The sequence below is a fragment of the Arthrobacter sp. MW3 TE3886 genome, from assembly GCF_041262145.1.
Taxonomy (GTDB): Bacteria; Actinomycetota; Actinomycetes; order Actinomycetales; family Micrococcaceae; genus Arthrobacter.
In genome coordinates, this window is sequence record NZ_JBGCAN010000001.1 from 86,576 (window position 1) to 109,482 (window position 22,907).

A 22,907-nucleotide genomic window follows, 5' to 3' on the forward strand; every position below is an offset into this window, starting at 1 on the left:
CCCACCGGCCCCCTCGCCTCGCAAGCTCGGCCAGGGAACCCCATCGGCTGCTCCGTTACCGCCCTTTTGGACCCCCAGAACGGCAGTTGCGGAGCAGTCGATGGGTGTTTAAGCCAGGGACCGGGCCTGCTCGATCAGCTGCAGCACCTGGAGCGGGCCCGCGGGGTCGACGGGCACGGGCAGCGCCGAGGCGGCACCGCCGTCGGCGATCTTGGCGGCCAGGATCCGGTAGAACTCCGGGTAGGCGCCGCGTTCGGTGGGCAGCCGGTCCAGGTGCCCGTCGCGTCCCAGCAGCCCGGCCCAGTCCGGATCTTCCACGCCGTAGTCGGCGTCCAGCGGGCTTCCGCCGGCCACGATGTAGGGTTCCTGCGGGTCCACGCCGTGTTTGGTGAAGCCGCCCTCGCTGCCCAGAATGCGGTAGCGCGGGCCCTGCTGGGCGCACAGCATGTTCATCCACAGATGGCTGGTCACCCCGGAGCTGTGCCGCAGGACCACGAAGACGTCATCATCCGCCTTGCTTCCGGGCCGCCGGACGGCCAGCTCCGCGTGCGTGACCGTGGCCGGCCCAAAAAGCTGCACGGCCTGGTCCAGCAGGTGCGTGCCGAGGTCAAACAGCACTCCGCCGCCGTCGTCCGCCGTGGCGGCCGCCTTCCAGGCTTTGGGGACGTCGGGCGACCACCGCTCAAAGCGGGACTCAAAGCGGCTGACCGTGCCGAAGGCTCCGGTGTCCATGAGGGCCTTCACCGTGAGGAAGTCGCCGTCCCAGCGCCGGTTCTGGAACACCGTGAGCACCCGGCCCAGCCGAGCGGCCAGGTCTATGAGCTCTTGTCCTTCGGCGCTGCGGACAGCGAACGGCTTGTCGACGACGACGTCGAGCCCGGCTTCCAGCGCCGCTTTCGCGAGTGGGTAGTGGGTGGCGGGCGGCGTGCCGAGCACCAGCAGGTCCAGTTCGCCCGCGAGCTCCAGGATCCCGGCCGGGGTGTCGACGATCCTGGCCGCCGGATAGCTGTGTGCTGCTGCAGACTTCCTGGCGGCGTCGGAGGTGGAAATGGCGTCGAGCGAATAGGCGGGGTTTGCTGCGATGAACGGGGCGTGGAAGACGCTGCCCGAAAGGCCGAAGCCGGCGACGGCGGTGCGGATGGGCCGGGTTGAATCGTTGCTCATGGTGCCAAGGCTACCGGCTGGGCCGGAGCCCGGGTTGCCGACCGGCAGGGCTTAATCGAACGAGGCCGGCGCCGCCCGGATGGTTCCGGGGGCACCGGCCTCGGCCGCTGCTCAGTGCTGCTCAGTCAGCGGGGCTTACTTCTTGTCCCAGCCGACGACGCTCCAGTCCGGGGTCTGGAACAGGGCTGCACCGTAGTTGGCCAGGCCGGTGCGGGCGAAGTAGATCTGCGGGCCGTTCATGATGACGCCCATCGAGAAGTACTTCTCCATGTGCTTCTTCTCGACGTCCATGGCGGCCTTGTTGCGCTGGGCGTCATCCTGGATGGACGCGAGGTCCTTGATGGCCTTGTCCAGCTCTGCGTCGCCGAGTTCGTTCTCATTGGTCTTGGAATCGTAGAACTGCTTCACGCCGGAGGTGGCGTCGGCGCCTACCGTGTAGCCGCTGATGGTGAGCTGGAAGTCGCGGCTGCCAACCACCTTGCCGAAGTCGGCGTCGCCGCGCTGGTCGATGCCAACGTCCATGCCGGCCGCCTGCAGCTGCTTCTGCAGCGTCTGCACGGTGGCGAGGGCGGTGGGGTCGTCACCGAAGTTGGTGATCTTGAACGACGCCGGGACGCCGTCCTTTTCCATGATGCCCTTGGCGTTGGCCGTGTAGCCGGCGTCGGTCAGGACCTTCTTGGCGGCATCGGCGCCGGTTTCCTTGACCGGGTAGTTGTCCTGGTAGTACTTCGAGAACGGCATCAGCATCATCGAGCCCGAGCTGTTCTCTTCCCAGTTCAGTCCGCCAAAGCGGACGGCGCGGATCGCGGGACGGTCCACGGCGGTGAAGATTGCCTTGCGGACTGCGACGTCGGTGAGGGGGGCCTTCAGGGCGTTCAGGTTCAGGCCGCCGGCGAAGAGGCGCTGGCCGCGGCGGACCTCGGAATTCTTGGTGCCTTCAAGCTGCTTGTACTTGGTCAGCGTGCGGCCGTCGGCCATGTCGATCTCGCCGTTCTTGAAGGCGGCGATCTCGGCGCTGGCTTCCAACTGGCGGAAGATCACCTTGTCCAGGACGGGCTTCTCGCCCCACCACTTGTCATTCGGCACAAGGGAGACCGTCTTGGCGGCAGAGTCAAACTTGTCCACCTTGAACGGGCCGGCCATCCACTCGGGGTGCAGTTCGCCCGTGAAGCCGGTGTTGAAGATTTCGGGAGTGTTGACGGTCTGCGGGATGAACCCGCCGAACATGTCACTGAGCGGGTACACCGGCTGGGTGGTGGTCACAACGACTTCCTTGTCGCTGCTTCCGGCCTTGACGGAGTCGATGAACTCGTAGGCCCCGGACGAGACGATGTCGATGTCCTTGTTCTGGCCGTTGAGCATCTTCCACGTGTTCTCGAACGTGGCGGCGTTGATCGGGGTGCCGTCGTTGTAGGCGGCCTTCGGGTTGATCTTGATGGTGATGGTCTGCTTGCCGTCTTTGATCTCGCTCTTGAAGTCTTCGCAGAAGTTCTTGTTGAGGTTGGCGGTGCCGTCGAAGTCCAGCTTCCAGCAGCCCACGTAGCCGGCCTCGTCGATCGGGTAGTGCAGTTCAGTGTTGTCCGCCGAGTTGCCCGCGTTGGAGAAGCCGTTGAAGTCCGGTCCGATGTTGCCCAGGGGCAGCGTTACGGTACCGCCCTGCTGCAACTCGGCGGCCTTCTTGGCGTTGACGCTGACCAGCTTGCTCAGGTCGCCGGAGGCATCCTGCGCCTTGGCGCTCTGGGCGGTGGTTGAGGCGCCACCGCTGCCGCAGGCGGTCAGCGCAAGGGCCGCCACGACGGCGGTGAGGCCGCCGATCCTGGTCCGATTTTTCATGTGATCCCCTTCATTTTTTTCATGCGAGTGTGATGCGTGGGTTCTCGGGTGGTGTGCTGGTGAGGTGAGTCAGTGGTTTTCGTGGACAACCAGCATGTCCGCGTCCAGTTTGCCGTCCGGGTAGAAGCAGGCGAACTGCTGGTCGGTGGCGGACGCTTCGAGGGCCGGTTCCAGGGTCAGGCATTTCTCCTGCTTGGCCGGCGGCAGGGCTGCGAACACGGGACAGCGGGTGGCGAAGTTGCAGCCCGCCGGCGCTTCCAGCGGCGAGGGCAGGTCGCCCTGGAGGATGATCCGCTCGCGGGTGCGCTCCAGCTCCGGATCCGGTACCGGGATCGCGGAGAGCAGGGCACGGGTATAGGGGTGGCGGGGGTTGTCGAAGACGGCGTCGACGTCGCCGATCTCCACGATTTTTCCCAGGTACATGACGGCAACGCGGTTGGAGATGTGCCGGACCACGGAGAGGTCATGGGCCACCATGAGGTAGCTGAGGCCGAGTTCGGCCCGGAGCTTGTCCAGGAGGTTGATGACGCCGGCCTGCACCGACACGTCCAGGGCGGAGACTGGCTCGTCCAGGACCACCAGCCGGGGGTTCACCGCGAGGGCTCGGGCAATGCCGATGCGCTGGCGCTGGCCGCCGGAGAACTGGTTGGGGAACCGGTTGACGTGGTCCGCCTGCAGGCCCACCAGCTCCATGAGCTCCATGATCCGCTTCCGGATGGCAGCCTTGGGCATGCCCAGGTTTTCCATCGGCTCGGCCAGGACCTCGTAGACGGTGAAGCGCGGATCCAGTGCCCCGGTGGGATCCTGGAACACCATCTGCAGTTCCTTGCGCATGGCGCTCTTGGCCCGTGCGTCCGCGGCCTGCTTGTTGCTCAGCCCGCCAATCACCACCTCGCCGTCCTGGTCCTTGTGGAATTCCATGATTTCCAGCAGGGTGGTGGTCTTTCCGCAGCCCGACTCCCCCACGATCGAGAAGCACTCGCCCTCGCGGATATCGAAGCTCAGCCCGTCCACGGCCTTCACCGTGCCGATCCTGCGCTTGATCAGGGCGCCCTTCATCAGGGGAAAGTGCTTCTTGACGTCGCGGAGTTCCAGGACAGTCTTGCGTTCGAGCCGGGGAAGGCTGTCAAAGCGGGACACCGGCACGGCCGGGACGGCGAAAACCGTGTGGACATCGACGTCGGCGAGGGCCTCGCTCTTGATGCAGGCGGCGCTGTGCCCGGCACCGGGCGCCACCGCCCGGAGATCCGGTTCGCCGTCGAGGCAGGCCTCGGTGGCCAGCGGGCAACGCGGCGCGAACGAACAGCCCGTGGGCGGCTGGGTGAGGTTCGGGGGGATGCCATCGATCGGCACCAGCGACGATTTTTCCGCGACGTCCACGCGCGGGACCGCGCCGAGCAGGCCCATCGTGTAGGGCATCCGCGGGCTGTAGTAGATGTCATCGACGCTGCCGGTCTCCACCGGCCTGCCCGCGTACATCACCATGATGTCGTCCGCCATGCCGGCGACCACGCCGAGGTCGTGCGTGATCATGACGACGGCGGCGCCGGTCTCCTCCTGGGCGGCGTGGAGCACCTCGAGGACCTGCGCCTGGATGGTGACGTCCAGCGCCGTCGTCGGCTCATCGGCGATCAGGACCCGCGGGTTGTTGGCGATCGCGATGGCGATCATGACGCGCTGGCGCATGCCGCCGGAGAACTCATGCGGGAAGGCCTTGAGCCGGTCCTTCGGGCTGGGGATGCCGACCAGCCCCAGGAGTTCGACGGCGCGGGCTTCCTTGGCCTGCTTGCTCATGGTCGGGTTGTGGACGGTCAGGGCCTCGATGATCTGGGTGCCGACCGTGTAGACCGGGGTCAGGGAGGACAGCGGATCCTGGAACACCATCGCGAGGTCGCTGCCGCGGTGGCGGCACATGGCCTTGTCGCTAAGGCCCAGGAGCTCCTTGCCCTGCAGCCGGACGGAGCCGGTGATTTCCGCCGTCGGGGGCAGCAGGCCCATGATCGCCATGGACGTGACCGATTTGCCGGAACCGGACTCGCCCACGATGCCCAGCGTCTTGCCGGGCATCACATCGAAGTCGACGCCGCGCACCGCGTGCACCACGCCGTTTTCGGTGTTGAAGCTGACGTTGAGGTCCCGGACGGAGAGGACCGCGTCGGTGGGGGCGTGCAGCCCGGCGGCGTGGAGGCGCTCGGCGGTGCCTTGGGCGGTGTCCCGTGCGGTGGTGTCGCTGGTCATTTGATCTTCTTCTGTGTTTTGCCAGACTGTTTCGTGCCAGTGGCGCTGACCCTCTTAGCGCGGCCAACGGAGCTGGAGCTGGGGTCGAACGCGTCGCGGAGGCCGTCGTTCATCATGGCGAGCGAGCCGGTCAGCAGGAACATCACGATCAGGGGGGCCCAGAACATCCACGGAAACGTGGAGACCTGGGAGGTTGACTGGCCGATCAGTACGCCCAGGCTCACGTCGGGGACCTTGATGCCGATGCCGATGAAGGAGAACGCGACCTCGGCGAGGATGGCGCCGGTGACCCCGCGGGTGACTTCGAGGACCAGCAGGGAGCCGATGTTCGGCACGAGGTGGCGCCAGACGATCCGGTGCGACGGGATGCCCATGTACTGGGAGGCTTTGACGAAGTCACGCTGCATGAGTGAGAGCGACAGGGACCTGATGAGGCGTGCGGTGCCCATCCAGCTGAAGACCAGCAGCACGATGATGAGCAGCAGCCAGCTCGGGACGGTGTTCTTCAGGCCGTTGGCGCCGCCGCTCGTGGCCACCGCGACTACCAGCAGGGCCGGCATCATGATCAGGGCTTCGAGGATGAACAGCATGACCTTGTCCACCTTGCGCCCGAAGAACGCCATGGTGCAGCCGTAGATGGCGGCGATCAGCACCGAGACGAGGCCGACGACGACGCCGATCAGGATGGATACCCTGGTGCCCTCGACGGTCAGGGCGTAGAGGTCGATCCCGGCCTGGGAGGTGCCCAGCAGGTGCTCCGCGGAGGGCGGCATGCCGATGTTGAAGGGGTCGATGGTCTCCTTGTCCCAGCTGCTGAAGAAGCCGCCGATGAAGGAGAAGAGGGTCAGGGCCAGGAAGATGGCCAGGCCGGCGACGGCGGTGCGGTTGCGCAGGAAGCGCCGCAGGATGATCCGCGACTTGCCGATCACGACGTTGTCGTCGCCGAACTTTCCTTCGTCCAGGACGGCGGCCGGGTCAATCGTGTTGAGGTTGGTCATGATTACTGCACCCGCACTCTCGGGTCGACGAGCGTGGTGGCGAAGTCGGCGAGGATCGCTCCGACCGCAAAAATGACGGAGCCGTAGGCGAGGGTCGCGGTGGCCGCGTTGACGTCCTGCAGGGCGATCGAGTCGATGGACCAGGACCCGACCCCGTGCCAGGCGAAGATTTTCTCGGCGAAGAAGCCGCCGGCGAAGATGGCCGGGATGGTGAACGCAATGCTCTGCGCCACGGGGATGAAGGACACCCGCAGGGCGTGCCGGCTGATGGCCTGGTTGCGGGTCAGGCCCTTGGCCCGTGCCGTCCTGACGAAGTCGGCGTTGACGTTGTCCAGCAGGTACTGGCGCTGGGCGATCTGGTAGGCACCCCAGCCCACAATCGTGATGGCGAACGTGGGCACGGCGTAGTGGGCGAGCATGTCGACGAACTGTGCCCACCCGTCGCCGTCGAGGCCCGGGGTGGAGATGCCGGTGACAAAGAAGACGCGCTGCCCCACCGACTCGTTGATGTTGATGGCGCCCAGCTGCACCAGGAAGTAGGCGATCGGCGCGGGGACGATGTACATGAGGTAGCTGTACGAGGTGATGGCCCGGTCCGAGGCCTTGTACTGGCGGGCCGCGGTGAAGACGCCGAGGGCGACGCCGATCACGAGGGTCAGGATGATTGAGGCCAGGAAGAGCCGGGTTGAGATCCAGACCCGGTCGCCGAATTCGGCGTTGATGAAGGCGCCGTTGGGGCTCCGGCCCCAGTCCCAGCGGGTGAGTATGCCGGTGAGCCAGTCGACGTAGCGCTCCCACGGGCTGAGCGTGGGATCGAGCCCCTTGAGCCGGAAGGAATTGACCACCTGCTCGGGCGTGGGCCGCGGAATCCGCTCCTGCTCAAGCAGCGCCGGCTGCAGCGTGCTCACGGCCAGGAGATAGCCGGCACTGGTGGTCAGGAAGATCATGAAGACATACGTGAGCGCACGTTTTGCGAGATATCGAAGCATGGAGCGGCTAGTTCTGGATCGCCGTTGCCTGAGCGGATCGGGGCGTCAAGGCTGCGGCCGCACGGGCGGGCCTGCCTGTTCCAAGGACAAGATTAGTCACAACTTCGATCCTTCCGTCGTCCCCATCCGGCAGCGGGTTCCGCGGCCGGTTCGGGAGTATGGCCAGTTGGTTTCCGGCCGCCCGCATGCCTTGCGGCTGAGCCCTTGTGGGCTATGTTGCGGGTCACATTCCAGAGGAAGCTATCACATCGGCCGGGCTCCGCCGGGCTTCCACGGGCCGCGACACGGCGGCTCCGCCACAGATCGTTATGAATAACTCCGCGGAATGGATTTGGCCCACGGAACCGGCGTCAGCGGCGGAATCGGCGGCAGGGCTAGGATCCGCACACTACGCGCGTGACAAGTTCCCGCCAGGTGTCCGCGAGGCGCTCCGGCGCAATTGAGTGCACGCCGACGGAATGGAGCAGCAGTTCCGGCTCCAGCGACGCCCCCAGGGCCGACGCCATGAGCCACGGGTCCGCCGTCACGCCGGCGTCGCGCAGCAGCATCTCAAGATGGCGGTGCCAGAGAACGGCCGGCGGGACATCGAACCTGTTGTAGACCGAGGCGTCGGCGGCCCGCGCCAGCTCCCCGAATTCCAGGATCCAGTCAATGCGGGCGGCGCCAACGGCGATCAGCCGCTCCAGGGGCGGAGCCCCGGGCCCCACCGGGGGCGGGCCGAACATGAAGCGGCCCTGGAATTCGGCCTCCGCGTCGCTGAGGAGCGCCATCATCAGGCCGGCACGGCTGCCGAACCGCCGGAAGATTGTCCCTTTTCCGACTCCGGCGCGCTGCGCCAGCCGGTCCATGGTGAGGGCATCGACGCTCGATTCCTCCACGATTTCCCGGGCGGCGCAGAGCAGGAGCTCCCTGTTGCGCATCGCGTCGCGGCGCGCTGATTCTGCGGCGGGCGCGGCGGGGCGCCCTCCCCCGGACTGGGCACCGGGACGGATCGGGATGAGGCTCACACCGCTGATTCTAGCGCCCCGGAATATAACCGGACCGCAGTCCGTTTAGCATGGGTGAAGGCCCCCAAAGCCTCACGATCCACCAGCCGCCGGAATCACCCTGCGGCGTGATGCACAGGAGTACACATGTCCAAGAAGACCATCCTCACGCTCGTCGGCAGCCTTCGCGCCGGCTCCACCAACCTGCAGCTCGCCGAGGCCATCGCGCTCAACGCGCCGGAACAGGTGGACGTGGTCATTCACGAGAGCCTGGGCAACATCCCCTTCTACAACGAAGACATCGACGTCGAGGGCCAGGTGCCCGCGGCCGCCGCCGCCCTGCGTGCCGCCGCCAACGAGGCCGACACCATCCTTCTGGTCACGCCGGAGCACAACGGCACCGTCCCGGCCTCGCTGAAGAACGCCATCGACTGGCTGTCACGCCCCTTCGGCGCAGGCGCCCTGTCCGGGAAGCCCACCGCTGTTGTCGGAACCGCCTTCGGCCAGTTCGGCGGCGTTTGGGCCCAGGACGAGGCCCGCAAGGCCGTCGGCATCGCCGGCGCCCAGGTCCTCGAAAACGTCAAGCTGGCAGTCCCCGGCTCGATGGTCCGCTTCGCCGAGGTCCACCCCAAGGACGACGCCGAAGTCGTCGAGCAGATCAAGGGTGTGTTCGACGCACTGGCCGAGGCTCCCGCTGCGGAAGCGGCCTAAACTACCGCACCCGCGCCCCGCTCCAGATACCTCCCGGGGCCCCGGCAGCACACGGCTGCCGGGGCCCCGGGCCGTCCGAAGCGCACCCGGCGGATTTCAGGCCGGGGCCATCTGGAAACAAACGTTTCCCCCCAGACAACACGGGTAGTATCCTTGGGTTTGTGACCCACGAAACACTTGATGCCGCCGCAGCAGTACTTCCGGCCGAGGCCATTGACGCAATCGAACGTGCGGCTACGTCCGCCCACCGCCACGAGATTCTGTTCTCGGAGCGCGCAGCAAATATCAAGCAGTCGGCAGTCCGGGATGTCTTCGACATCTCGATGCGCCCCGGCCTGGTTTCCCTCGCCGGCGGCAGCCCCTACCTGCAGTCGCTGCCGCTGGAACGCCTGGGCCAGACCGCCGCGAAGATCATCGCCGAGCAGGGGATGACCGCCCTGCAGTACGGCGGCGGCCAGGGCACCGAAGAACTCCGCAACCAGATCTGCGAGGTCATGGCGGCAGAGGGCATCCTCGACGCCGACCCCGCGAACGTCGTCATCACGGCCGGCTCGCAGTCCGCGCAGGATGTAGCCACCAAGGTGTTCTGCAACCCGGGCGACGTGGTCCTCGTGGAGGACCCCACCTATGTCGGGGCCCTCAACACCTTCGAGGCCTACCAGGTGGAGGTCGAAACGGTGCCGATGGACGGTGACGGCATCATCCCTGATCTGCTGGAGGCAAAGATCGCCGCCCTCCAGACCGCGGGCAAGAACGTCAAGTTCCTCTACACCATCCCCAGCTTCAACAACCCGTCCGGCATCACCCTGTCCGCTGAACGCCGCCAAACCGTGGTGGATATATGCCGTCGCGCGAATATTCTGGTGCTGGAGGACAACCCCTACGGACTGCTCCGCTTCGACGGCAAGCCGCTCACCCCCTTGCGGGCAGCCAACCCGGATGACGTCATCTACATGGGGTCCTTTTCCAAGATCTTCGCCCCGGGCCTGCGGATCGGCTGGGCCCTGGTCCCGGCCCACCTGCAGCGCCGGTATTACCTGGCATCGGAGGCCGTCACCCTGTGCCCGCCGACGCTGAACCAGATGCTGGTGTCGGCCTATCTGCGCGACTACGACTGGCGCGGCCAGATCGAGACGTACCGCGGGCTGTACCAGGAACGCTGCGAGGCAATGCTTGCCGCCCTGGCCGAATACATGCCGGAGGGACTGAGCTGGACGCACCCCGAGGGCGGGTTCTTCGTCTGGGTCACGCTGCCCGACGGCGTGGACACCTACCCGCTGCTGAAGAAAGCCATCGACGCCGGCGTCGTCTTCATTCCGGGCGCGGCCTTTACGAACACGGATGACCCGTCGAACAAGATCCGGCTGGCGTTCAGCGCGGTGCCGCCCGAATCGATCCGCGAGGGCGTGCGGCGTCTCGCGCCGGTCCTGCGGGAAGCGCTGGCCGCCCTGTAGCGTGAGCACCGGCAGGACCCCTGCCGGGCCTCGACCGTGGCTCGGCCCTTGTTGATCGGCCAGACAGGCACATTGAACAGCATTACTCGTTGAAAGAGGAGCAGTCCATGACCGGAATTATCGTCGTCGGCGTCGACGGCAGTGAAACTGCCCTGCGGGCGGCGCACACCGCCCGCGACCTCGCGGTTTCCATGGGGGCGACACTTCATGTGGTCAGCGCCTTTGACAGCGACAAGACCCAGGTCTTCGGCAGCGGCAGTGACGAGTGGATCGTTTCCGACGCCGGCAACGCCGAGAAGGTCGCGCGGACGGTGGCGGACGGCCTGCGCCGCCCGGACACCAACGTCACTCATGCCGCCGCCCGGGGCAAGCCCGCCGAGGCCCTGATCCGCGAAGCAGAACGGACCGGTGCCCGGATGATCGTGGTCGGCAACCGGCGCATGAGCGGGATCGGCCGGGTCTTGGGGAGCGTTGCGAACAGCGTGGCCCACAACGCCCCCTGCGACGTCTACATCGCCAAGACCGACGTCGGCTGAGGCGCTACAGCTTCTCCGGCGCCGCCGCCTGCACAGCGGCCTGGCCCGTGTCTGATCCTGCGGACCCAAGCATCCGGCGCAGGATTTTTCCTGAGGCGGACTTCGGCACGGCCTCGATGAACTCCACCCGTCGGATTTTCTTGAACGGCGCCACTCGGGCTGCCACGAAGTCCACGACGCCCGCCACGTCCAGGGCATCGCCGTCCGCGCCCGGCTGGCGGACCACGAACGCCTTGGGCACTTCCTGGCCGTCGGCATCGAGGGAGCCGACCACCGCGGAGTCGGCGATGCCGGGGTGCGTGAGGAGCACCGCCTCCAGTTCCGCCGGGGCGATCTGGTAGCCGTTGTACTTGATCAGTTCCTTGAGCCGGTCCACGACCGTCACCACCCCGTCCGCCCGCACCGTGGCGATGTCCCCGGTGTGCAGGAAACCGTCCGCGTCCAGGGTGTCCGCGGTTTCCTCCGGCCGGTTGAGGTAGCCGAGCATCACGTTCGGTCCGCGGCACAACAGGTGCCCCGGCGCGCTGGTTCCTTCCGCGGGAACCGGGATCTCCTCCCCCGTGGCCGGGTCCACGAGGCGGCACTGCATGTTCGGCACCGTGTACCCCACGGAACTGACGGGGACGCTGAGTCCATCGCGGCCTGCACGCGGAATGAGGTGCGACACCGGGCTCATCTCGGTCATGCCGTAGCCCTGCAGGACCCGGCAGCCGAGACGTTCGGCCAGGCGCGTGCCGAGTTCGCCGTCCAGCGGCGCCGCGCCGGACAAGGTGGTGTGCACCGAGCTGAGGTCGTACTCGGCTACGAGCGGGTGCTTGGTCAGCGCCACGGCCACGGGAGGGGCGATGAACAGGTAGCTGCACCGGTGGTCCTGGATGATCCGCAGGAACTCAGGCAGATCGAACCGGGGCATGGTGACAAGCCTGGCCCGCTGGCGCAGCGCGAGGTTCAGCAGCACGGTCAGTCCGTAGATGTGGAAAAACGGCAGCAGCGCCAGGATCCGGTCGTCGGGGCCGACGTCGAGCAGGCCCCTGGCCTGTTCCACATTGGCGACCAGGTTCCGGTGGCTGAGCATGACCCCCTTCGGCCGGCCGGTGGTGCCGGAGGAGTAGGGCAGCACCGCCACATGCGTGGCGGGATCGAACGAGACGCGGGGAGCCGGAGCGCCCACGGCGAGCAAGTCGGCCAGCGAGGGGTGGCCGTCGGCGCCGTCGAGCACCACGAGCCGTGAGGCAGGGATCCCGGTCCTTTCGGCGGCCTCCCGGGCGGCCGGCAGCAGCGCCGATACGGTGAAGAGCCAGTCAGCGCCGGCGTCGGTGAGCTGGGCGGCGATCTCGTCCGCCGTGTACAGGGCGTTGATGGTGGTGACCGTGGCGCCGGCCCGGAGCAGTCCGTGGAAGACGGTCGCGAAGGCGGGGACGTTGGGGCACAGGATGGCGGCCACGCCGTGCACGCCCAGGCCCTGGGCGGCAACGGCGCCGGCGAGGGCGTCGATCTGCCCGCGCAGCGCCCGGTAGGTGGTCTCCGCACCGCTGGCGCCATCGACGACGGCGACCCGGTCCAGGTCCTCCTCTGACAGCGCGCCGAAAAGGTAGTCGTAAATGCCGAGGTTGGGAACATCGACGTCGGGGTACGGGCTTGAAAACACGCAACATCTCCTTTGATCCGCTTCCGCCCGGGCTGTCGGCGGCTGGTGCCACTCTAGTGCCGGGGCGTATCCGCGGGACAGGACGGCGCGGCCTCGACTGCGACTGGACTTGACGAGGATCACCCCCAGCCGTGGGCAGCCTCACCGCCCAGCGGGCCGCCCGGCACGGACCGGCTCAGTAAAATGGGAGGTGCCCTGCGATGGTGCGGACGTTTCGAGAACCCACCTACCAAGGGAGCCCCATGATCACTCTTCAGCGCCGCCAGCTGGTTGGCCACGACATCCTGCTGGCCCGGCACGGCAACCACATCAGCGCCATGCGCGTGGACCGCGGTGCCGGGCGCGTTGTCGCGTTCCTGGACGACGGATCAACGGACAGCGCACCCAACCTGATTGCCCCGGGCCTGCGCATGCCCGACACCATGCGCAGCGTGCTCCGTGACGACTGGAAGTTCCTGACGGGAATCAGCGCGTGCAGTGCGGGGCTCGCGGGCCTGATGTTTGCCGCCTCGGCCGCCCTCGCCCGCATGAGCGGCGATCCCGCGCTGGTCCAGATCCTGACCGCATACTCGGGGAACTGAGCCCCCGGGCCAGGCGGCCCGCCCCTGGGAACCCCACGACCGGGAAACCCCAACACTGACAAACCCCGCCGCTGAAATGGTTCAGCGGCGGGGTTCTGTCGTTTCGTGGCCCGTTTCGCCGGTCAGTCCAGCAGCAGGGCCGGCTCTTCCAGGATGGCGGCGACGTCGGCCATGAAGCGGGCCGAAAGGTCGCCGTCCACCACGCGGTGGTCGAAAGAGCCGCCGAGGGTGGTGATCCAGCGCGGAATGACTTCGCCGTCCAGGACCCAGGGCTTTTGCTTGATGGTGCCGAACGCCACGATCGCGACCTCGCCCGGGTTGATGATCGGCGTGCCGGTATCGATCCCGAGGGCGCCGATATTGGTCACGGTGAGCGTGCCGCCCCGCATCTGGGCAGGCTGGGTCTTGCCGGCCCGCGCCGTGGTGGCGAGTTCGTTCAGGGCCAGGGCCAGCTGCTTGAGCGAGAGGTCCTGGGCGTTCTTGATGTTCGGCACCATCAGCCCGCGGGGCGTCGCGGCCGCGATGCCCAGGTTCATGAAGTGCTTGACGTGGATCTCCGCGGAATCGCTGCCGTCCGGGTTGTCCACCCACGTCGCGTTGACACTCGGGTTTCGCGCCGCGGCCCAAATAACCGCCTTGGCCAGGATCAGCAGCGGGGAGACCTTGATGCCTTCGAAGTCGCGGGAGGCTTTGAGGCGCTTGACGAATTCCATGGTGCGGCTGGCGTCGACGTCGACAAAGATGCTGACGTGCGGCGCGGCGAACGCGGATTCGACCATGGCCTTTGCGGTGGCCTTGCGGACCCCCTTGACCGGGATCCGCTCGATCCGCTGGTCCTGCGGGCGGCCGGACTTGCCCCAGAACGAGTCCGCCTTGTCCACCTCGGCGTCACGCTGGGCCTGGTAGCTCACCAGGTCCTCACGGGTCACTTCACCGCGGGCGCCGGTGGGCACGACGTCGGCCAGGTTGATCCCGAGGTCGCGGGCGATCTTGCGGACCGGCGGCTTGGCCAGCACCTTGCCGACCAGGCCGCTGATGGCACCGCCCAGGGTGGGGCGCGCGTCAACCGAGTCATCGGGGGCTGTGGCCGCGTCGGCAGGGCGGCTGACCGCGTCCGGGTTGATCCAAATGTCGTGGGCCTCTACCCCGACCCGCTCGGCCACCGGGGCGGCAGCGCTGGTAGCCGCCGTGGAAGCCGGGGCTTCGTGGCCGGCGGCCGAAGGGGCGGAAATCCGCCGCCGGCGCTTGACGGCGTCCGCCTTGGGACCGGAGCCCACCAGCGGCCCGCCGGCCGGGCGCCCGGCTGCTTCGCCGGCGTCGGACGTATCAGCCGGCAGCGTGCCGTACAGGGGCGCGGCGGCAGCCCGCTCCTGGGCGACAGGCGCTGCGGCAGGTGCCGCGGCGGCCGGCTCCGGGGCGGCGACGGCGTCGCTCACGCTGATGATCGGCGTGCCGACATCCACCGTGACCCCCTCCGGCACCAGCAGTTCGGTGACGGTTCCCGCGAACGGTGAGGGCAGTTCCACCAGGGACTTGGCCGTCTCGATCTCGCACAGGACGTCGTTGATGGCCACGGTATCGCCGGCCTTGACCTTCCAGGCGACGATTTCGGCCTCCGTCAGCCCTTCGCCGACGTCGGGCAGGTTGAACTTGTTGAGCGTCATGGGTCCTCGTCAGTACGCCAGGGCGCGGTCGAGCGCCTCAAGGATGCGGTCGATGTCCGGCAGGTAGTCTTCTTCGACCTTGGCCACGGGGTAGGGCATATGGAAGCCTCCGACGCGGATGACGGGGGCCTCCAGTGAATGGAACGCCCGTTCGCTGATCCGCGCGGCGATTTCGCCGCCGATGCCGCCGAATGTGGGGGCCTCGTGGGCCACGATCAGCCGGCCCGTCTTCCGGACCGAGGCCGTGACGGTGTCGAAGTCGATCGGCGAGATGGATCGGAGGTCGATTACCTCGACGCTGTGGCCGTCCTCGGCGGCGGCCTCGGCCGCGGCGAGGGCCACGGGCACGAGCGGGCCGTAGACCACGACGGTCGCGTCGGTGCCCGCGCGGAGCACATGCGCCTTGAAGGGGTCCGCGGATGCGCCCGGGGCCTCGGTGTCGACCTCGCCCTTGAGCCAGTAGCGGCGCTTGGGTTCGAAGACGATTACCGGGTCCTGGCAGTCGACGGCCTGCTGGATCATCCAGTAGGCATCGTGCGGATTGGACGGCGTGATGATGCGCAGCCCGGCCGTGTGGGCGAACAGCGCCTCCGGCGATTCGGAGTGGTGCTCAATGGAGCCGATGCCGCCGCCGTACGGGATTCGGATGACGACGGGAACGGTCAGGTTGCCGTTGCTGCGCGAGTGCATCTTGGCGAGCTGGGTGGTGATCTGGTTGAACCCGGGGAACACGAAGCCGTCGAACTGGATCTCACAGACCGGCTGGTAGCCGCGCAGGGAGAGGCCGATCGCGGTGCCGATAATGCCGGATTCGGCCAGCGGGGTATCCACCACGCGGTCGGCGCCAAATTCGGCGATCAGCCCGTCGGTGACCCGATAGACGCCGCCAAGGGCCCCGATGTCCTCGCCCATCAGCAGCGAGCGGGGGTTGTTGCTCAGCGTGGCCCGCAGGCCCTCATTGATGGCTTTCGCAATGGTCATGGTGGTCATCAGCGGGCCGCCCTGTCTGTCTGGGCAGTTTCTGCCTCTTCGGCGGACGCCTCTTCGGCGGACGCCTCATCGGCGAACCCCGCGCTGTATTCCTCGAACCAGGCCAGCTCCTCGGCCACCAGCGGGTGGGCCTCCACGTAGGTGTTGGCGAAGGCGGTCCGGATGTCCGGGGTTTCCAGGTCGTGGGTGGTCTTGCGGACGTAGGCGGCGAGCTCGTCGCCGTCGGCCCTGACCTGCTCGAAGAAGCTGTCATCCGCGAGGCCCTCGGCCCGGAGATACTTCTCCAGCCGTGCCAGCGGGTCTTTGGCACGCCACAGGCCCTCTTCGGCGGATGCGCGGTACTTGGTGGGGTCATCGGCCGTGGTGTGCGCCCCAACCCGGTAAGTGAACGCCTCGATCAGCACGGGACCATGGCCGTCGCGGGCACGCTCCAGCGCCCATTCCGTGACCGCGTGGACCGCGATCACGTCATTGCCGTCCACCCTGATGCCGGGGAAGCCGTAGCCTTTGGCGCGGTTGGCCAGCGGGATGCGGGTCTGCACGGAGCTCGGCACGGAGATGGCCCAGTGGTTGTTCTGGCAGAAGAAGACCACGGGCGCCTGGTAGGAGGCGGCGAACACCATGGATTCGTGGACGTCCCCTTCGGAGCTGGCGCCGTCGCCGAAGTACACCATGACGGCGGCGTTCGGCTCCACCGCCTGTCCCGCTTCCCCGCTGGCGACGGCGTTGGCGGCCGCCAGTTTCTGGTCCCGCTGGATGCCCATGGCGTAACCGACGGCGTGCGGGGTCTGGGCGGCCAGGACCAGCGTGTAGAGGTGGAAGTTAGTGTCCTTCGGGTTCCAGCCGCCGTTGGAGACGCCCCGGAATTGGCGCAGCAGCTCGGCCAGGTCCACATTCCGTGTCAAGGCCACCCCGTGCTCGCGGTAGGTCGGGAAGATGTAGTCCTGCGGCTGGCTAGCCCGTCCGGAGCCGATCTGGGCGGCTTCCTGCCCCGTGAGCGGGACCCACAGGGCCAGTTGGCCCTGCCGTTGCAGGGCGGTGGCTTCCACGTCGAAGCGGCGGATCTTGGCCATGTCCGCGTAGAAGCCGCGCAGCGTGTCCGGATCCAGCTTCTCGGCGTACTTTGAGAAGACCGGGTCCGAGCCCAGGGTGCCGTCCGGGCCCAGCAACTGCACCATCGGCTCGGCGGGGTCGCCGAGTTGGACCTCGGCCTCCGCTTCGAGCTGGTCATCCATTTCGGTTCCGTCGAACTCGGTAGAGGGCAGATGTGTGGCGCCCATACCGTCTCCTTGCTTGCCGCATCCGAATGCGCCGCAATCGCTGGGATAAATGCCGGACCGGGAATACATTCCAGATCCGGCATATATTTTGGCTTACTGGTCCTTACTTTATCCGCACGGGGCGGCCTGAGCGCGCAGTGTTAAGCGCTAGGAACGCTGCGGCGGTTTTGTATAGATCGCACAGAGCTCCAGGAAACGGGTGTTGGCTTCCGTTTCGCCGATGCTGACCCGGACGCCCTCGTTGCCGAAGGCACGCACGGACAGTGCCCGTTCCGCCGCGAGGGCGGCGAATTCCGCGCTGTTTTCTCCCAGATTGAGCCAGACAAAGTTGCCCTGGGCCTCCGGAACGAACCATCCGAGTTCACGCAGTCCGCCCGTGACCCGGTCCCGTTCGTCCACCAGGCTTTGTACCCTTTCTACAACATCGGCGAAGTGCTCGAGCGATGTAACGGCAGCCGTTTCCGCGATCTGGGACACGGCGAAGGGGGTGGCAGCGACGCGCAGGTGCTGTGTCAGTTCGGGCCGCGAGACGCTGTAGCCCACGCGGAGTCCGGCGAGGCCGTGCGCTTTTGAGAAGGTCCGCAGGACGCCGACGTTGGGGTACTTGCGGTACATGGCGATGCCGTCCACGGCGTCGCCGGCGCGCACGAATTCCTGGTAGGCCTCGTCGATGACCACCACGACGTCGGCCGGAACGGCGTTGATAAAGCGCTCCGTTTCCTCGGCCGTCAAGATGGGTCCGGTCGGGTTGTTGGGCGTGCACAGCAGGATCATCCGCGTCCGCGCAGTCACCGCGGCGGCCATGGCGTCCAGGTCATGGCGCCCGTCGGCCGTCAGCGGGATCCGGACGCTCTCGGCACCGGCCAGTCCGACGCAGATCGGGTAGGCCTCAAACGAGCGCCAGGCGTAGATGACCTCGTCGGCCTTGCCGTCGTCGTTCTGGCCGGCGAAGGTGGTCAGCAGCTGGTTCAGGGCGCCCAGACTGCCGGCGCCCGTGACGATGTCCTCGGCGGGAACATCCAGGAAGCGGGCGAGCGATTCACGCAGCCTGCTGCTGAGCGGATCGGGGTAGCGGTTGAAGTCGGTCTGCGCCGCGATGGCCTGCTGCACTGCAGGGATCGGGGGCAACGGGTTTTCGTTGGAGGACAGCTTGTAGCTGGCCAGGCCTTCCACGGGGACGGGGGGTTTTCCGGCCGCGTAGCGGGGGAGGAGGTCTACCACCGGACGGGGCCTGATGCCCCCGGCCGGGCTTTCTGATGAAGTCATGCCAACTAGCCTACTTCGGGTCACTGCCGCAGTTGCGGGAGATGATCGCGGCCCCCATGGGACGGCCGCTGCCGACATGGGGAATATGGTCCCTGCCGTCGCCGCCGGGCGTATGACAGCATGGGGCCATGCGCTCATTCATCGTACGAGTCATCATCAACGGGTTGGCCCTGGCAATCGCCTGCTGGATCCTCACGGGCCTGGACATTTCCACCCAGGGCAACGGCACCATCAACACCGTCTTGGGCTACCTGTTCATCGGCTTGATCTTCGGTCTGGTCAATGCCTTCGTCAAGCCCATCGTCAGCCTCCTGTCGCTGCCGATCACCATCCTCACCCTGGGCCTGTTCACCGTGGTCATCAACGCCGCGATGCTCTATCTGACGTCCTGGATCAGCAGCTACACCACTGTGCACTTCACCATTGACTCGTTCTTCTGGACCGCCGTGTTCGCCGCCATCATCATCAGCGCGGTGTCCCTCGTGGCGAGCTTCCTTCCCGCCCTCGATCGTTAGAGGCGCCCGCGCCGCGCGGGCCCGAAGTGGTTGCGGGCGTTGCCCGCAGTTCCGGCCGGGCCTCGCGCCGGAGCGAGAACCGGGTCACCGTCGCCGCCCCGCCGGTCCCCACGACCGCGGCCAGCGCCGCCGTGGAGTCCTGCAACGTGTTGTCCCGACTCGCCGAGACGAGCGCGGCCCCGTCGGCGTAATTCTCCAGCCGGTGCCCCGGACCCAGGCCGAAGTCCTGGAGCGGCGGCACAGCCAGCGGGTTGGTGAGGGTCACGGTCACCCGGTCCCTGGTGTCCGGGTTCGCCTGTCCGTCTGCCCCCGGCACCCAGTCCTGCTCATGTTCCAGGTGCAGGCTGCGGATCCCCGGTCCCGGGCTGATACCGCCCACCGGCGAGCCCGCGGTCAGCACGAACTTGAGGTCGTACTCGGCCAGGACTGCGCGGTCCTTGCTGAGATTCATCGCGTGGATCCCGCCCTGGCTGTAACCGACGGCCACGAGCTGATCGCCGGCCTCGGCCCCGGCCTGCCGCAACGCCTCCCGGATGGCCTCCGCCGTCGACGCCGAGTCATAGCCCAGGGCCTCGGCGATGCCGGCGGGGTCAAAGGGGTTGGTGCCTTCCGGCAGGGCATCCTGCTGGGTTCCGGGAATGACCACCACCCACGCGGGCCGGGATCCGCCGTCGACCTCGATAACCTCGATCCGGCCGCCGTGCTCTCCCACTCCCCCGGCCCGCCGCAACAGCCCGGCCGGTGAGAGGTCGACGTCGGCCGAAAACGTCTCCCGGCCCACGACGCTGACCGGACGGGGTTTGAGGAACACGAGCCCCGGCGCTTCCGAGGCGTCCCGGACCAGGCGGCGGATGTCAGTGGGGCCGGCCAGGGCACCGGCTACGGCGGCCAGGGGCCCGGGCAGGCCAAGCAGCGCGGCGAGATTCCGGGGCGCCATGGCGACCCAGTCTTCAACGATCCCGCGCACCCCGGGCAGGGCGAAGGGCTCCGGTGCTGCGCCGTACTCGGAGCCGTGAAGTCCCATCCGCAGCAGCAGGGCATTCCGGGCTTCGGCATATTCGTATTCACGGTGACTGGCGCGGACGTCGTCGCCGATCCGCTGAAGTTGCGCCCGGACGCGTCCGACCTCCCGGCCGGCCTCCCCCACGGCGATGATGGCGTTGCTGCCGCTGGTGTAGGACTCGGACTGATAGGGAAAGAGTGCGCGCCGGACGGTGTCAGCCTCCACTTCAACCATTTGCAGCTGCCGGACCAGCCCGTCCAGTTCCGCGGCACCCGCCAGCAGCTCCTCAAACTGGAAGCTCACCCCGCCGATTCCGCCCCGGATGAGCAGGCTGCCGTCGCGCGGCGGCGCGGAAACCCCGGGACTGCCGCCGGAGCCAGCCGGAGTGGCCTCGGCCATCAGGGTCCCGTCCGGTCCGCGGGCTGCGCCACATTCCGGGCGTGCCGGAGCACCACGGCAACAGCATCGAGCAGGGCATCCCGACTCCGGCGCAGCGCCGCCGCGTGCAGGGACAAGGCCACACGGTAGGCGCGGCCGGCCGGTGACTGCCAGGTCTGCAGCTCAAGGCGGGCGAGGGCGGCGAGCACTGCATCAGCTTCATCGGCGCACCGGGCCACACGCGCCGCGAACTGCTGGATTTCGTAACTGCGCGAAGCGCACTCGAGGGCGTCGGCGGCCGTCACGCCAAGAACCGCCACGTCCTGCACTGCCAGGCTTCCCGCCGGTCCCGGCGGGAAGCCACCAGTCATTCCTCTGGTCATGAAACGACGCTAGCGGGGCGGCCGGTGCCCGCTGAAGAGCGCCGTCGGGCTATGTGGACAACGTCCCGGACCGCCATGCACTGCCAGCCGGCAATGTCATAAGGACGGGGCGCTTAAGGCCCGGCGGCACTTCGTGAAAGAATCGGCACATGCCTGAAACTGCCGCCACAGCTGATACCCGCACGCCGTCCGGACGACTGGCCCTCGCCGCGTCCGACCACCAGATCGCGCTCGGCCCGCTGGATGGCCGCTACCAGTCCGCCGTCGCGCCGCTGGTCGACTACCTTTCCGAGGCGGCCCTGAACCGCGACCGCGTGGCTGTTGAGGTCGAGTGGCTGATCCACCTGACCGGCAACAGCGTCCTGCCCGGGGCCGGCCCGCTCACGGCGGAACAACAGCAGCAACTGCGCGCGATCGTCACGGAGTTCGACGCCGCCTCCGTCACCGAACTGGCCGAGATCGAGGCCGTGACGGTCCACGACGTCAAGGCTGTCGAGTACTACATCGGCCGCCGCCTGCCCGGCATCGGCATCGACCGGCTGACCGCCATGGTGCACTTCGGCTGCACCTCCGAAGACATCAACAACCTCTCCTACGCCCTTGGCATCAAGGGGGCCGTAGAGGATGTGTGGCTGCCTGCGGCCCGCGCCCTCGTCGCCCAGATCAGCGCCATGGCCGGGGACAACCGCGCCGTGCCGATGCTCTCCCGCACGCACGGCCAGCCCGCCACGCCCACCACGCTGGGCAAGGAACTGGCCGTCATCGCGCACCGGCTGGGCCGTCAGCTGGACCGGATCGCCCGCACCGAATACCTCGGCAAGATCAACGGGGCCACCGGCACGTACGCCGCCCACGTCGCCTCCGTCCCGGGCGCCGACTGGGAGCACGTCGCCAAGAGCTTCGTCGAAGGCCTCGGCCTGTCCTGGAACCCGCTGACCACCCAGATCGAAAGCCACGACTGGCAGGCCGAACTCTATGCCGACGTCGCGCGTTTCAACCGCATCCTGCACAACGTCTGCACCGACATCTGGAGCTACATCTCGATCGGCTACTTCGTGCAGATCCCGGTGGCAGGCGCCACGGGTTCCTCGACCATGCCGCACAAGGTGAACCCGATCCGTTTCGAGAACGCCGAGGCCAACCTCGAGATCTCCTCCGGCCTGCTGGACGTCCTCGGCTCCACCCTGGTCACCTCCCGCTGGCAGCGCGATCTCACCGACTCCTCCTCGCAGCGCAACATCGGTGTCGCGTTCGGCCACTCGCTGCTCGCCATCTCGAACGTTGCCAAGGGCCTGGACCGACTCAAGGTTGCCGAGGACGTGCTCGCCGCGGACCTGGACACGAACTGGGAAGTCCTCGGCGAGGCCATCCAGATGGTCATGCGCGCCGAGGCCATCGCCGGCGTCGACGGCATGGAAAACCCGTACGAGCGGCTCAAGGACCTGACCCGCGGCCAGCGCGTGGATGCCGCCCGGATGCAGGAATTCGTCCAGAGCCTCGGCCTGTCCGCCGACGCCGAAGCCCGCCTGCTGGCGCTGACCCCGGGCAGGTACACGGGCATCGCGGACCAGCTGGTGGACCACCTCAAATGAGACTTCTGCTCATCCGGCACGGCCAGACGCCCGGCAATGTCCTGGGCCAGCTGGACACGGCGCACCCGGGGCCCGGGCTGACCGAACTCGGCCAGCGTCAGGCTGAGGTGTTGTCCCGCGCCCTGGCGAACGAGCGGATCCTTGCCCTGTACGCTTCCACCCTGGTTCGGACGCAAATCACAGCGGCACCGCTCGCCCGGGTGCACGGGCTGGAAACCGAGGTGCTTGAGGGCCTTCACGAGATCGAAGCCGGGTCGCTGGAAAAGCAGACGGACCACGAATCGCACAAGCGGTACATCGGCACCATTTTTTCGTGGGCGGACGGCGAGCTCGAGCGCCGGATGCCTGCCGGTCCCAGCGGACGGGACTTCTTTGAACGCTACGACGCCGCGATCGCCACAATAGCGGCCCGCACAAACGGGGCCGGGGACTCAGGATCCGTGGCCGTGGTCAGCCACGGCGCCGCCATCCGGGTGTGGGCCGGCCTGCGGGCAGAGAACATCGAACCGGACTTTGCCATCCGGCACGTGCTGGACAACACCGGAATCGTGGCGCTGGAAGGCGATCCCGCGAACGGCTGGAAACTCATCCACTGGGACGGCAGCCCCGTGGGCGGACTGGCCCTGGCGGATCCGACGGCGGAGGATCCCACCGGCCGTCCGGCGTAGCGGCCGGGGCACCCGCCGGGGCGTACGCTG

The 22,907-nt window shown here is 67.6% G+C and carries 20 protein-coding genes; 7 read left to right on the forward strand and 13 right to left on the reverse strand.

All coding sequences use genetic code 11. The annotated features are described in order from the left end of the window. Window positions 1-108: 108 nt before the first annotated feature. The 6 genes from ABH915_RS00420 to ABH915_RS00445 all read right to left on the reverse strand — a co-directional run bounded on the left by ABH915_RS00420 (window position 109) and on the right by ABH915_RS00445 (window position 8,229). Complete coding sequence (locus ABH915_RS00420; protein ID WP_370116557.1) at window positions 109-1,164, reverse strand: Gfo/Idh/MocA family oxidoreductase; 1,056 nt, start codon at window positions 1,162-1,164, stop codon at window positions 109-111. Window positions 1,165-1,299: 135 nt separating this feature from the next. Further along, on the reverse strand, window positions 1,300-2,997 hold the full coding sequence (locus tag ABH915_RS00425) for an ABC transporter family substrate-binding protein (protein WP_370116560.1): 1,698 nt from the start codon (window positions 2,995-2,997) through the stop codon (window positions 1,300-1,302). Between the two features lie 69 nt (window positions 2,998-3,066). Further along, complete coding sequence (locus ABH915_RS00430) at window positions 3,067-5,235, reverse strand: dipeptide ABC transporter ATP-binding protein (RefSeq protein ID WP_370116563.1); 2,169 nt, start codon at window positions 5,233-5,235, stop codon at window positions 3,067-3,069. Continuing rightward, window positions 5,232-6,233: an ABC transporter permease gene (locus ABH915_RS00435; protein WP_370116565.1), complete on the reverse strand. Its 1,002-nt coding sequence runs from the start codon at window positions 6,231-6,233 to the stop codon at window positions 5,232-5,234. The genes ABH915_RS00430 and ABH915_RS00435 overlap by 4 nt, the downstream gene beginning before the upstream one ends. Window positions 6,234-6,235: 2 nt before the next feature. Continuing rightward, window positions 6,236-7,222, reverse strand: a complete 987-nt coding sequence (locus ABH915_RS00440) for an ABC transporter permease (RefSeq protein ID WP_370116568.1) — start codon at window positions 7,220-7,222, stop codon at window positions 6,236-6,238. A gap of 374 nt (window positions 7,223-7,596) precedes the next feature. Continuing rightward, window positions 7,597-8,229 carry a TetR/AcrR family transcriptional regulator gene (locus tag ABH915_RS00445; protein WP_026266763.1) on the reverse strand — a complete coding sequence of 211 codons (633 nt, stop codon included), beginning with the start codon at window positions 8,227-8,229 and terminating at the stop codon, window positions 7,597-7,599. A gap of 126 nt (window positions 8,230-8,355) precedes the next feature. On the opposite strand from ABH915_RS00445, the gene ABH915_RS00450 reads away from it, so the two are divergent. The 3 genes from ABH915_RS00450 (at window position 8,356) to ABH915_RS00460 (ending at window position 10,909) form a co-directional block, all read left to right on the forward strand. Then, window positions 8,356-8,919, forward strand: coding sequence for an NAD(P)H-dependent oxidoreductase (locus tag ABH915_RS00450; RefSeq protein ID WP_018775397.1), 564 nt, complete (start codon window positions 8,356-8,358; stop codon window positions 8,917-8,919). Between the two features lie 161 nt (window positions 8,920-9,080). Next, window positions 9,081-10,373, forward strand: a complete 1,293-nt coding sequence (locus tag ABH915_RS00455; protein WP_370116572.1) for a PLP-dependent aminotransferase family protein — start codon at window positions 9,081-9,083, stop codon at window positions 10,371-10,373. 107 nt (window positions 10,374-10,480) lie between these two features. Further along, window positions 10,481-10,909, forward strand: coding sequence for a universal stress protein (locus tag ABH915_RS00460; protein WP_026537949.1), 429 nt, complete (start codon window positions 10,481-10,483; stop codon window positions 10,907-10,909). A 4-nt stretch (window positions 10,910-10,913) separates the two neighbouring features. Here the strand turns inward: ABH915_RS00460 and ABH915_RS00465 are convergent, their stop codons facing one another. After that, complete coding sequence (locus ABH915_RS00465; protein ID WP_370116576.1) at window positions 10,914-12,557, reverse strand: AMP-binding protein; 1,644 nt, start codon at window positions 12,555-12,557, stop codon at window positions 10,914-10,916. A gap of 242 nt (window positions 12,558-12,799) precedes the next feature. Between ABH915_RS00465 and ABH915_RS00470 the strand changes: the two genes are divergently transcribed. Then, window positions 12,800-13,138, forward strand: coding sequence for a hypothetical protein (locus tag ABH915_RS00470; RefSeq protein WP_370116579.1), 339 nt, complete (start codon window positions 12,800-12,802; stop codon window positions 13,136-13,138). A gap of 122 nt (window positions 13,139-13,260) precedes the next feature. On the opposite strand, the gene ABH915_RS00475 is transcribed toward ABH915_RS00470, so the two are convergent. The 4 genes from ABH915_RS00475 to ABH915_RS00490 all read right to left on the reverse strand — a co-directional run bounded on the left by ABH915_RS00475 (window position 13,261) and on the right by ABH915_RS00490 (window position 18,338). Then, the gene (locus ABH915_RS00475) at window positions 13,261-14,802 is read right to left on the reverse strand and encodes a dihydrolipoamide acetyltransferase family protein (protein WP_370116581.1); all 1,542 of its coding nucleotides are present in this window, start codon (window positions 14,800-14,802) and stop codon (window positions 13,261-13,263) included. A gap of 9 nt (window positions 14,803-14,811) precedes the next feature. Then, window positions 14,812-15,792 carry an alpha-ketoacid dehydrogenase subunit beta gene (locus ABH915_RS00480; RefSeq protein ID WP_370116584.1) on the reverse strand — a complete coding sequence of 327 codons (981 nt, stop codon included), beginning with the start codon at window positions 15,790-15,792 and terminating at the stop codon, window positions 14,812-14,814. Further along, window positions 15,792-17,072 carry a thiamine pyrophosphate-dependent dehydrogenase E1 component subunit alpha gene (locus ABH915_RS00485; protein ID WP_370116587.1) on the reverse strand — a complete coding sequence of 427 codons (1,281 nt, stop codon included), beginning with the start codon at window positions 17,070-17,072 and terminating at the stop codon, window positions 15,792-15,794. The genes ABH915_RS00480 and ABH915_RS00485 overlap by 1 nt, the downstream gene beginning before the upstream one ends. Before the next feature lie 147 nt (window positions 17,073-17,219). Further along, the gene (locus ABH915_RS00490) at window positions 17,220-18,338 is read right to left on the reverse strand and encodes a histidinol-phosphate transaminase (protein ID WP_370116590.1); all 1,119 of its coding nucleotides are present in this window, start codon (window positions 18,336-18,338) and stop codon (window positions 17,220-17,222) included. 128 nt (window positions 18,339-18,466) lie between these two features. On the opposite strand from ABH915_RS00490, the gene ABH915_RS00495 reads away from it, so the two are divergent. Beyond that, window positions 18,467-18,853, forward strand: a complete 387-nt coding sequence (locus ABH915_RS00495) for a phage holin family protein (protein ID WP_026537954.1) — start codon at window positions 18,467-18,469, stop codon at window positions 18,851-18,853. Here the strand turns inward: ABH915_RS00495 and ABH915_RS00500 are convergent. Together ABH915_RS00500 and ABH915_RS00505 are read right to left on the reverse strand one after the other, a co-directional pair. Then, window positions 18,804-20,255, reverse strand: a complete 1,452-nt coding sequence (locus ABH915_RS00500; RefSeq protein WP_370116594.1) for a hypothetical protein — start codon at window positions 20,253-20,255, stop codon at window positions 18,804-18,806. The genes ABH915_RS00495 and ABH915_RS00500 overlap by 50 nt on opposite strands. Further along, window positions 20,255-20,617, reverse strand: a complete 363-nt coding sequence (locus tag ABH915_RS00505) for a hypothetical protein (protein WP_231494301.1) — start codon at window positions 20,615-20,617, stop codon at window positions 20,255-20,257. Before ABH915_RS00505 ends, ABH915_RS00500 begins: the two co-directional genes overlap by 1 nt. 149 nt (window positions 20,618-20,766) lie before the next feature. Between ABH915_RS00505 and purB the strand changes: the two genes are divergently transcribed. Together purB and ABH915_RS00515 are read left to right on the forward strand one after the other, a co-directional pair. Further along, window positions 20,767-22,209, forward strand: coding sequence for an adenylosuccinate lyase (gene purB, locus ABH915_RS00510; RefSeq protein ID WP_018775385.1), 1,443 nt, complete (start codon window positions 20,767-20,769; stop codon window positions 22,207-22,209). Beyond that, window positions 22,206-22,877: a histidine phosphatase family protein gene (locus ABH915_RS00515; RefSeq protein WP_018775384.1), complete on the forward strand. Its 672-nt coding sequence runs from the start codon at window positions 22,206-22,208 to the stop codon at window positions 22,875-22,877. The genes purB and ABH915_RS00515 overlap by 4 nt, the downstream gene beginning before the upstream one ends. Window positions 22,878-22,907 lie beyond the last annotated feature (30 nt).

Excerpts from the sequence above, each read along its gene's own strand:
- ABH915_RS00420 (WP_370116557.1), bottom strand. The coding sequence starts at position 1,164 with ATGAGCAACGATTCAACCCGGCCCATCCGCACCGCCGTCGCCGGCTTC.
- ABH915_RS00425 (WP_370116560.1), bottom strand. The coding sequence starts at position 2,997 with ATGAAAAATCGGACCAGGATCGGCGGCCTCACCGCCGTCGTGGCGGCC.
- ABH915_RS00430 (WP_370116563.1), bottom strand. The coding sequence starts at position 5,235 with ATGACCAGCGACACCACCGCACGGGACACCGCCCAAGGCACCGCCGAG.
- ABH915_RS00435 (WP_370116565.1), bottom strand. The coding sequence starts at position 6,233 with ATGACCAACCTCAACACGATTGACCCGGCCGCCGTCCTGGACGAAGGA.
- ABH915_RS00440 (WP_370116568.1), bottom strand. The coding sequence starts at position 7,222 with ATGCTTCGATATCTCGCAAAACGTGCGCTCACGTATGTCTTCATGATC.
- ABH915_RS00450 (WP_018775397.1), top strand. The coding sequence starts at position 8,356 with ATGTCCAAGAAGACCATCCTCACGCTCGTCGGCAGCCTTCGCGCCGGC.
- ABH915_RS00460 (WP_026537949.1), top strand. The coding sequence starts at position 10,481 with ATGACCGGAATTATCGTCGTCGGCGTCGACGGCAGTGAAACTGCCCTG.
- ABH915_RS00470 (WP_370116579.1), top strand. The coding sequence starts at position 12,800 with ATGATCACTCTTCAGCGCCGCCAGCTGGTTGGCCACGACATCCTGCTG.
- ABH915_RS00475 (WP_370116581.1), bottom strand. The coding sequence starts at position 14,802 with ATGACGCTCAACAAGTTCAACCTGCCCGACGTCGGCGAAGGGCTGACG.
- ABH915_RS00480 (WP_370116584.1), bottom strand. The coding sequence starts at position 15,792 with ATGACCACCATGACCATTGCGAAAGCCATCAATGAGGGCCTGCGGGCC.
- ABH915_RS00485 (WP_370116587.1), bottom strand. The coding sequence starts at position 17,072 with ATGGGCGCCACACATCTGCCCTCTACCGAGTTCGACGGAACCGAAATG.
- ABH915_RS00490 (WP_370116590.1), bottom strand. The coding sequence starts at position 18,338 with ATGACTTCATCAGAAAGCCCGGCCGGGGGCATCAGGCCCCGTCCGGTG.
- ABH915_RS00495 (WP_026537954.1), top strand. The coding sequence starts at position 18,467 with ATGCGCTCATTCATCGTACGAGTCATCATCAACGGGTTGGCCCTGGCA.
- ABH915_RS00500 (WP_370116594.1), bottom strand. The coding sequence starts at position 20,255 with ATGGCCGAGGCCACTCCGGCTGGCTCCGGCGGCAGTCCCGGGGTTTCC.
- ABH915_RS00505 (WP_231494301.1), bottom strand. The coding sequence starts at position 20,617 with ATGACCAGAGGAATGACTGGTGGCTTCCCGCCGGGACCGGCGGGAAGC.
- purB (WP_018775385.1), top strand. The coding sequence starts at position 20,767 with ATGCCTGAAACTGCCGCCACAGCTGATACCCGCACGCCGTCCGGACGA.
- ABH915_RS00515 (WP_018775384.1), top strand. The coding sequence starts at position 22,206 with ATGAGACTTCTGCTCATCCGGCACGGCCAGACGCCCGGCAATGTCCTG.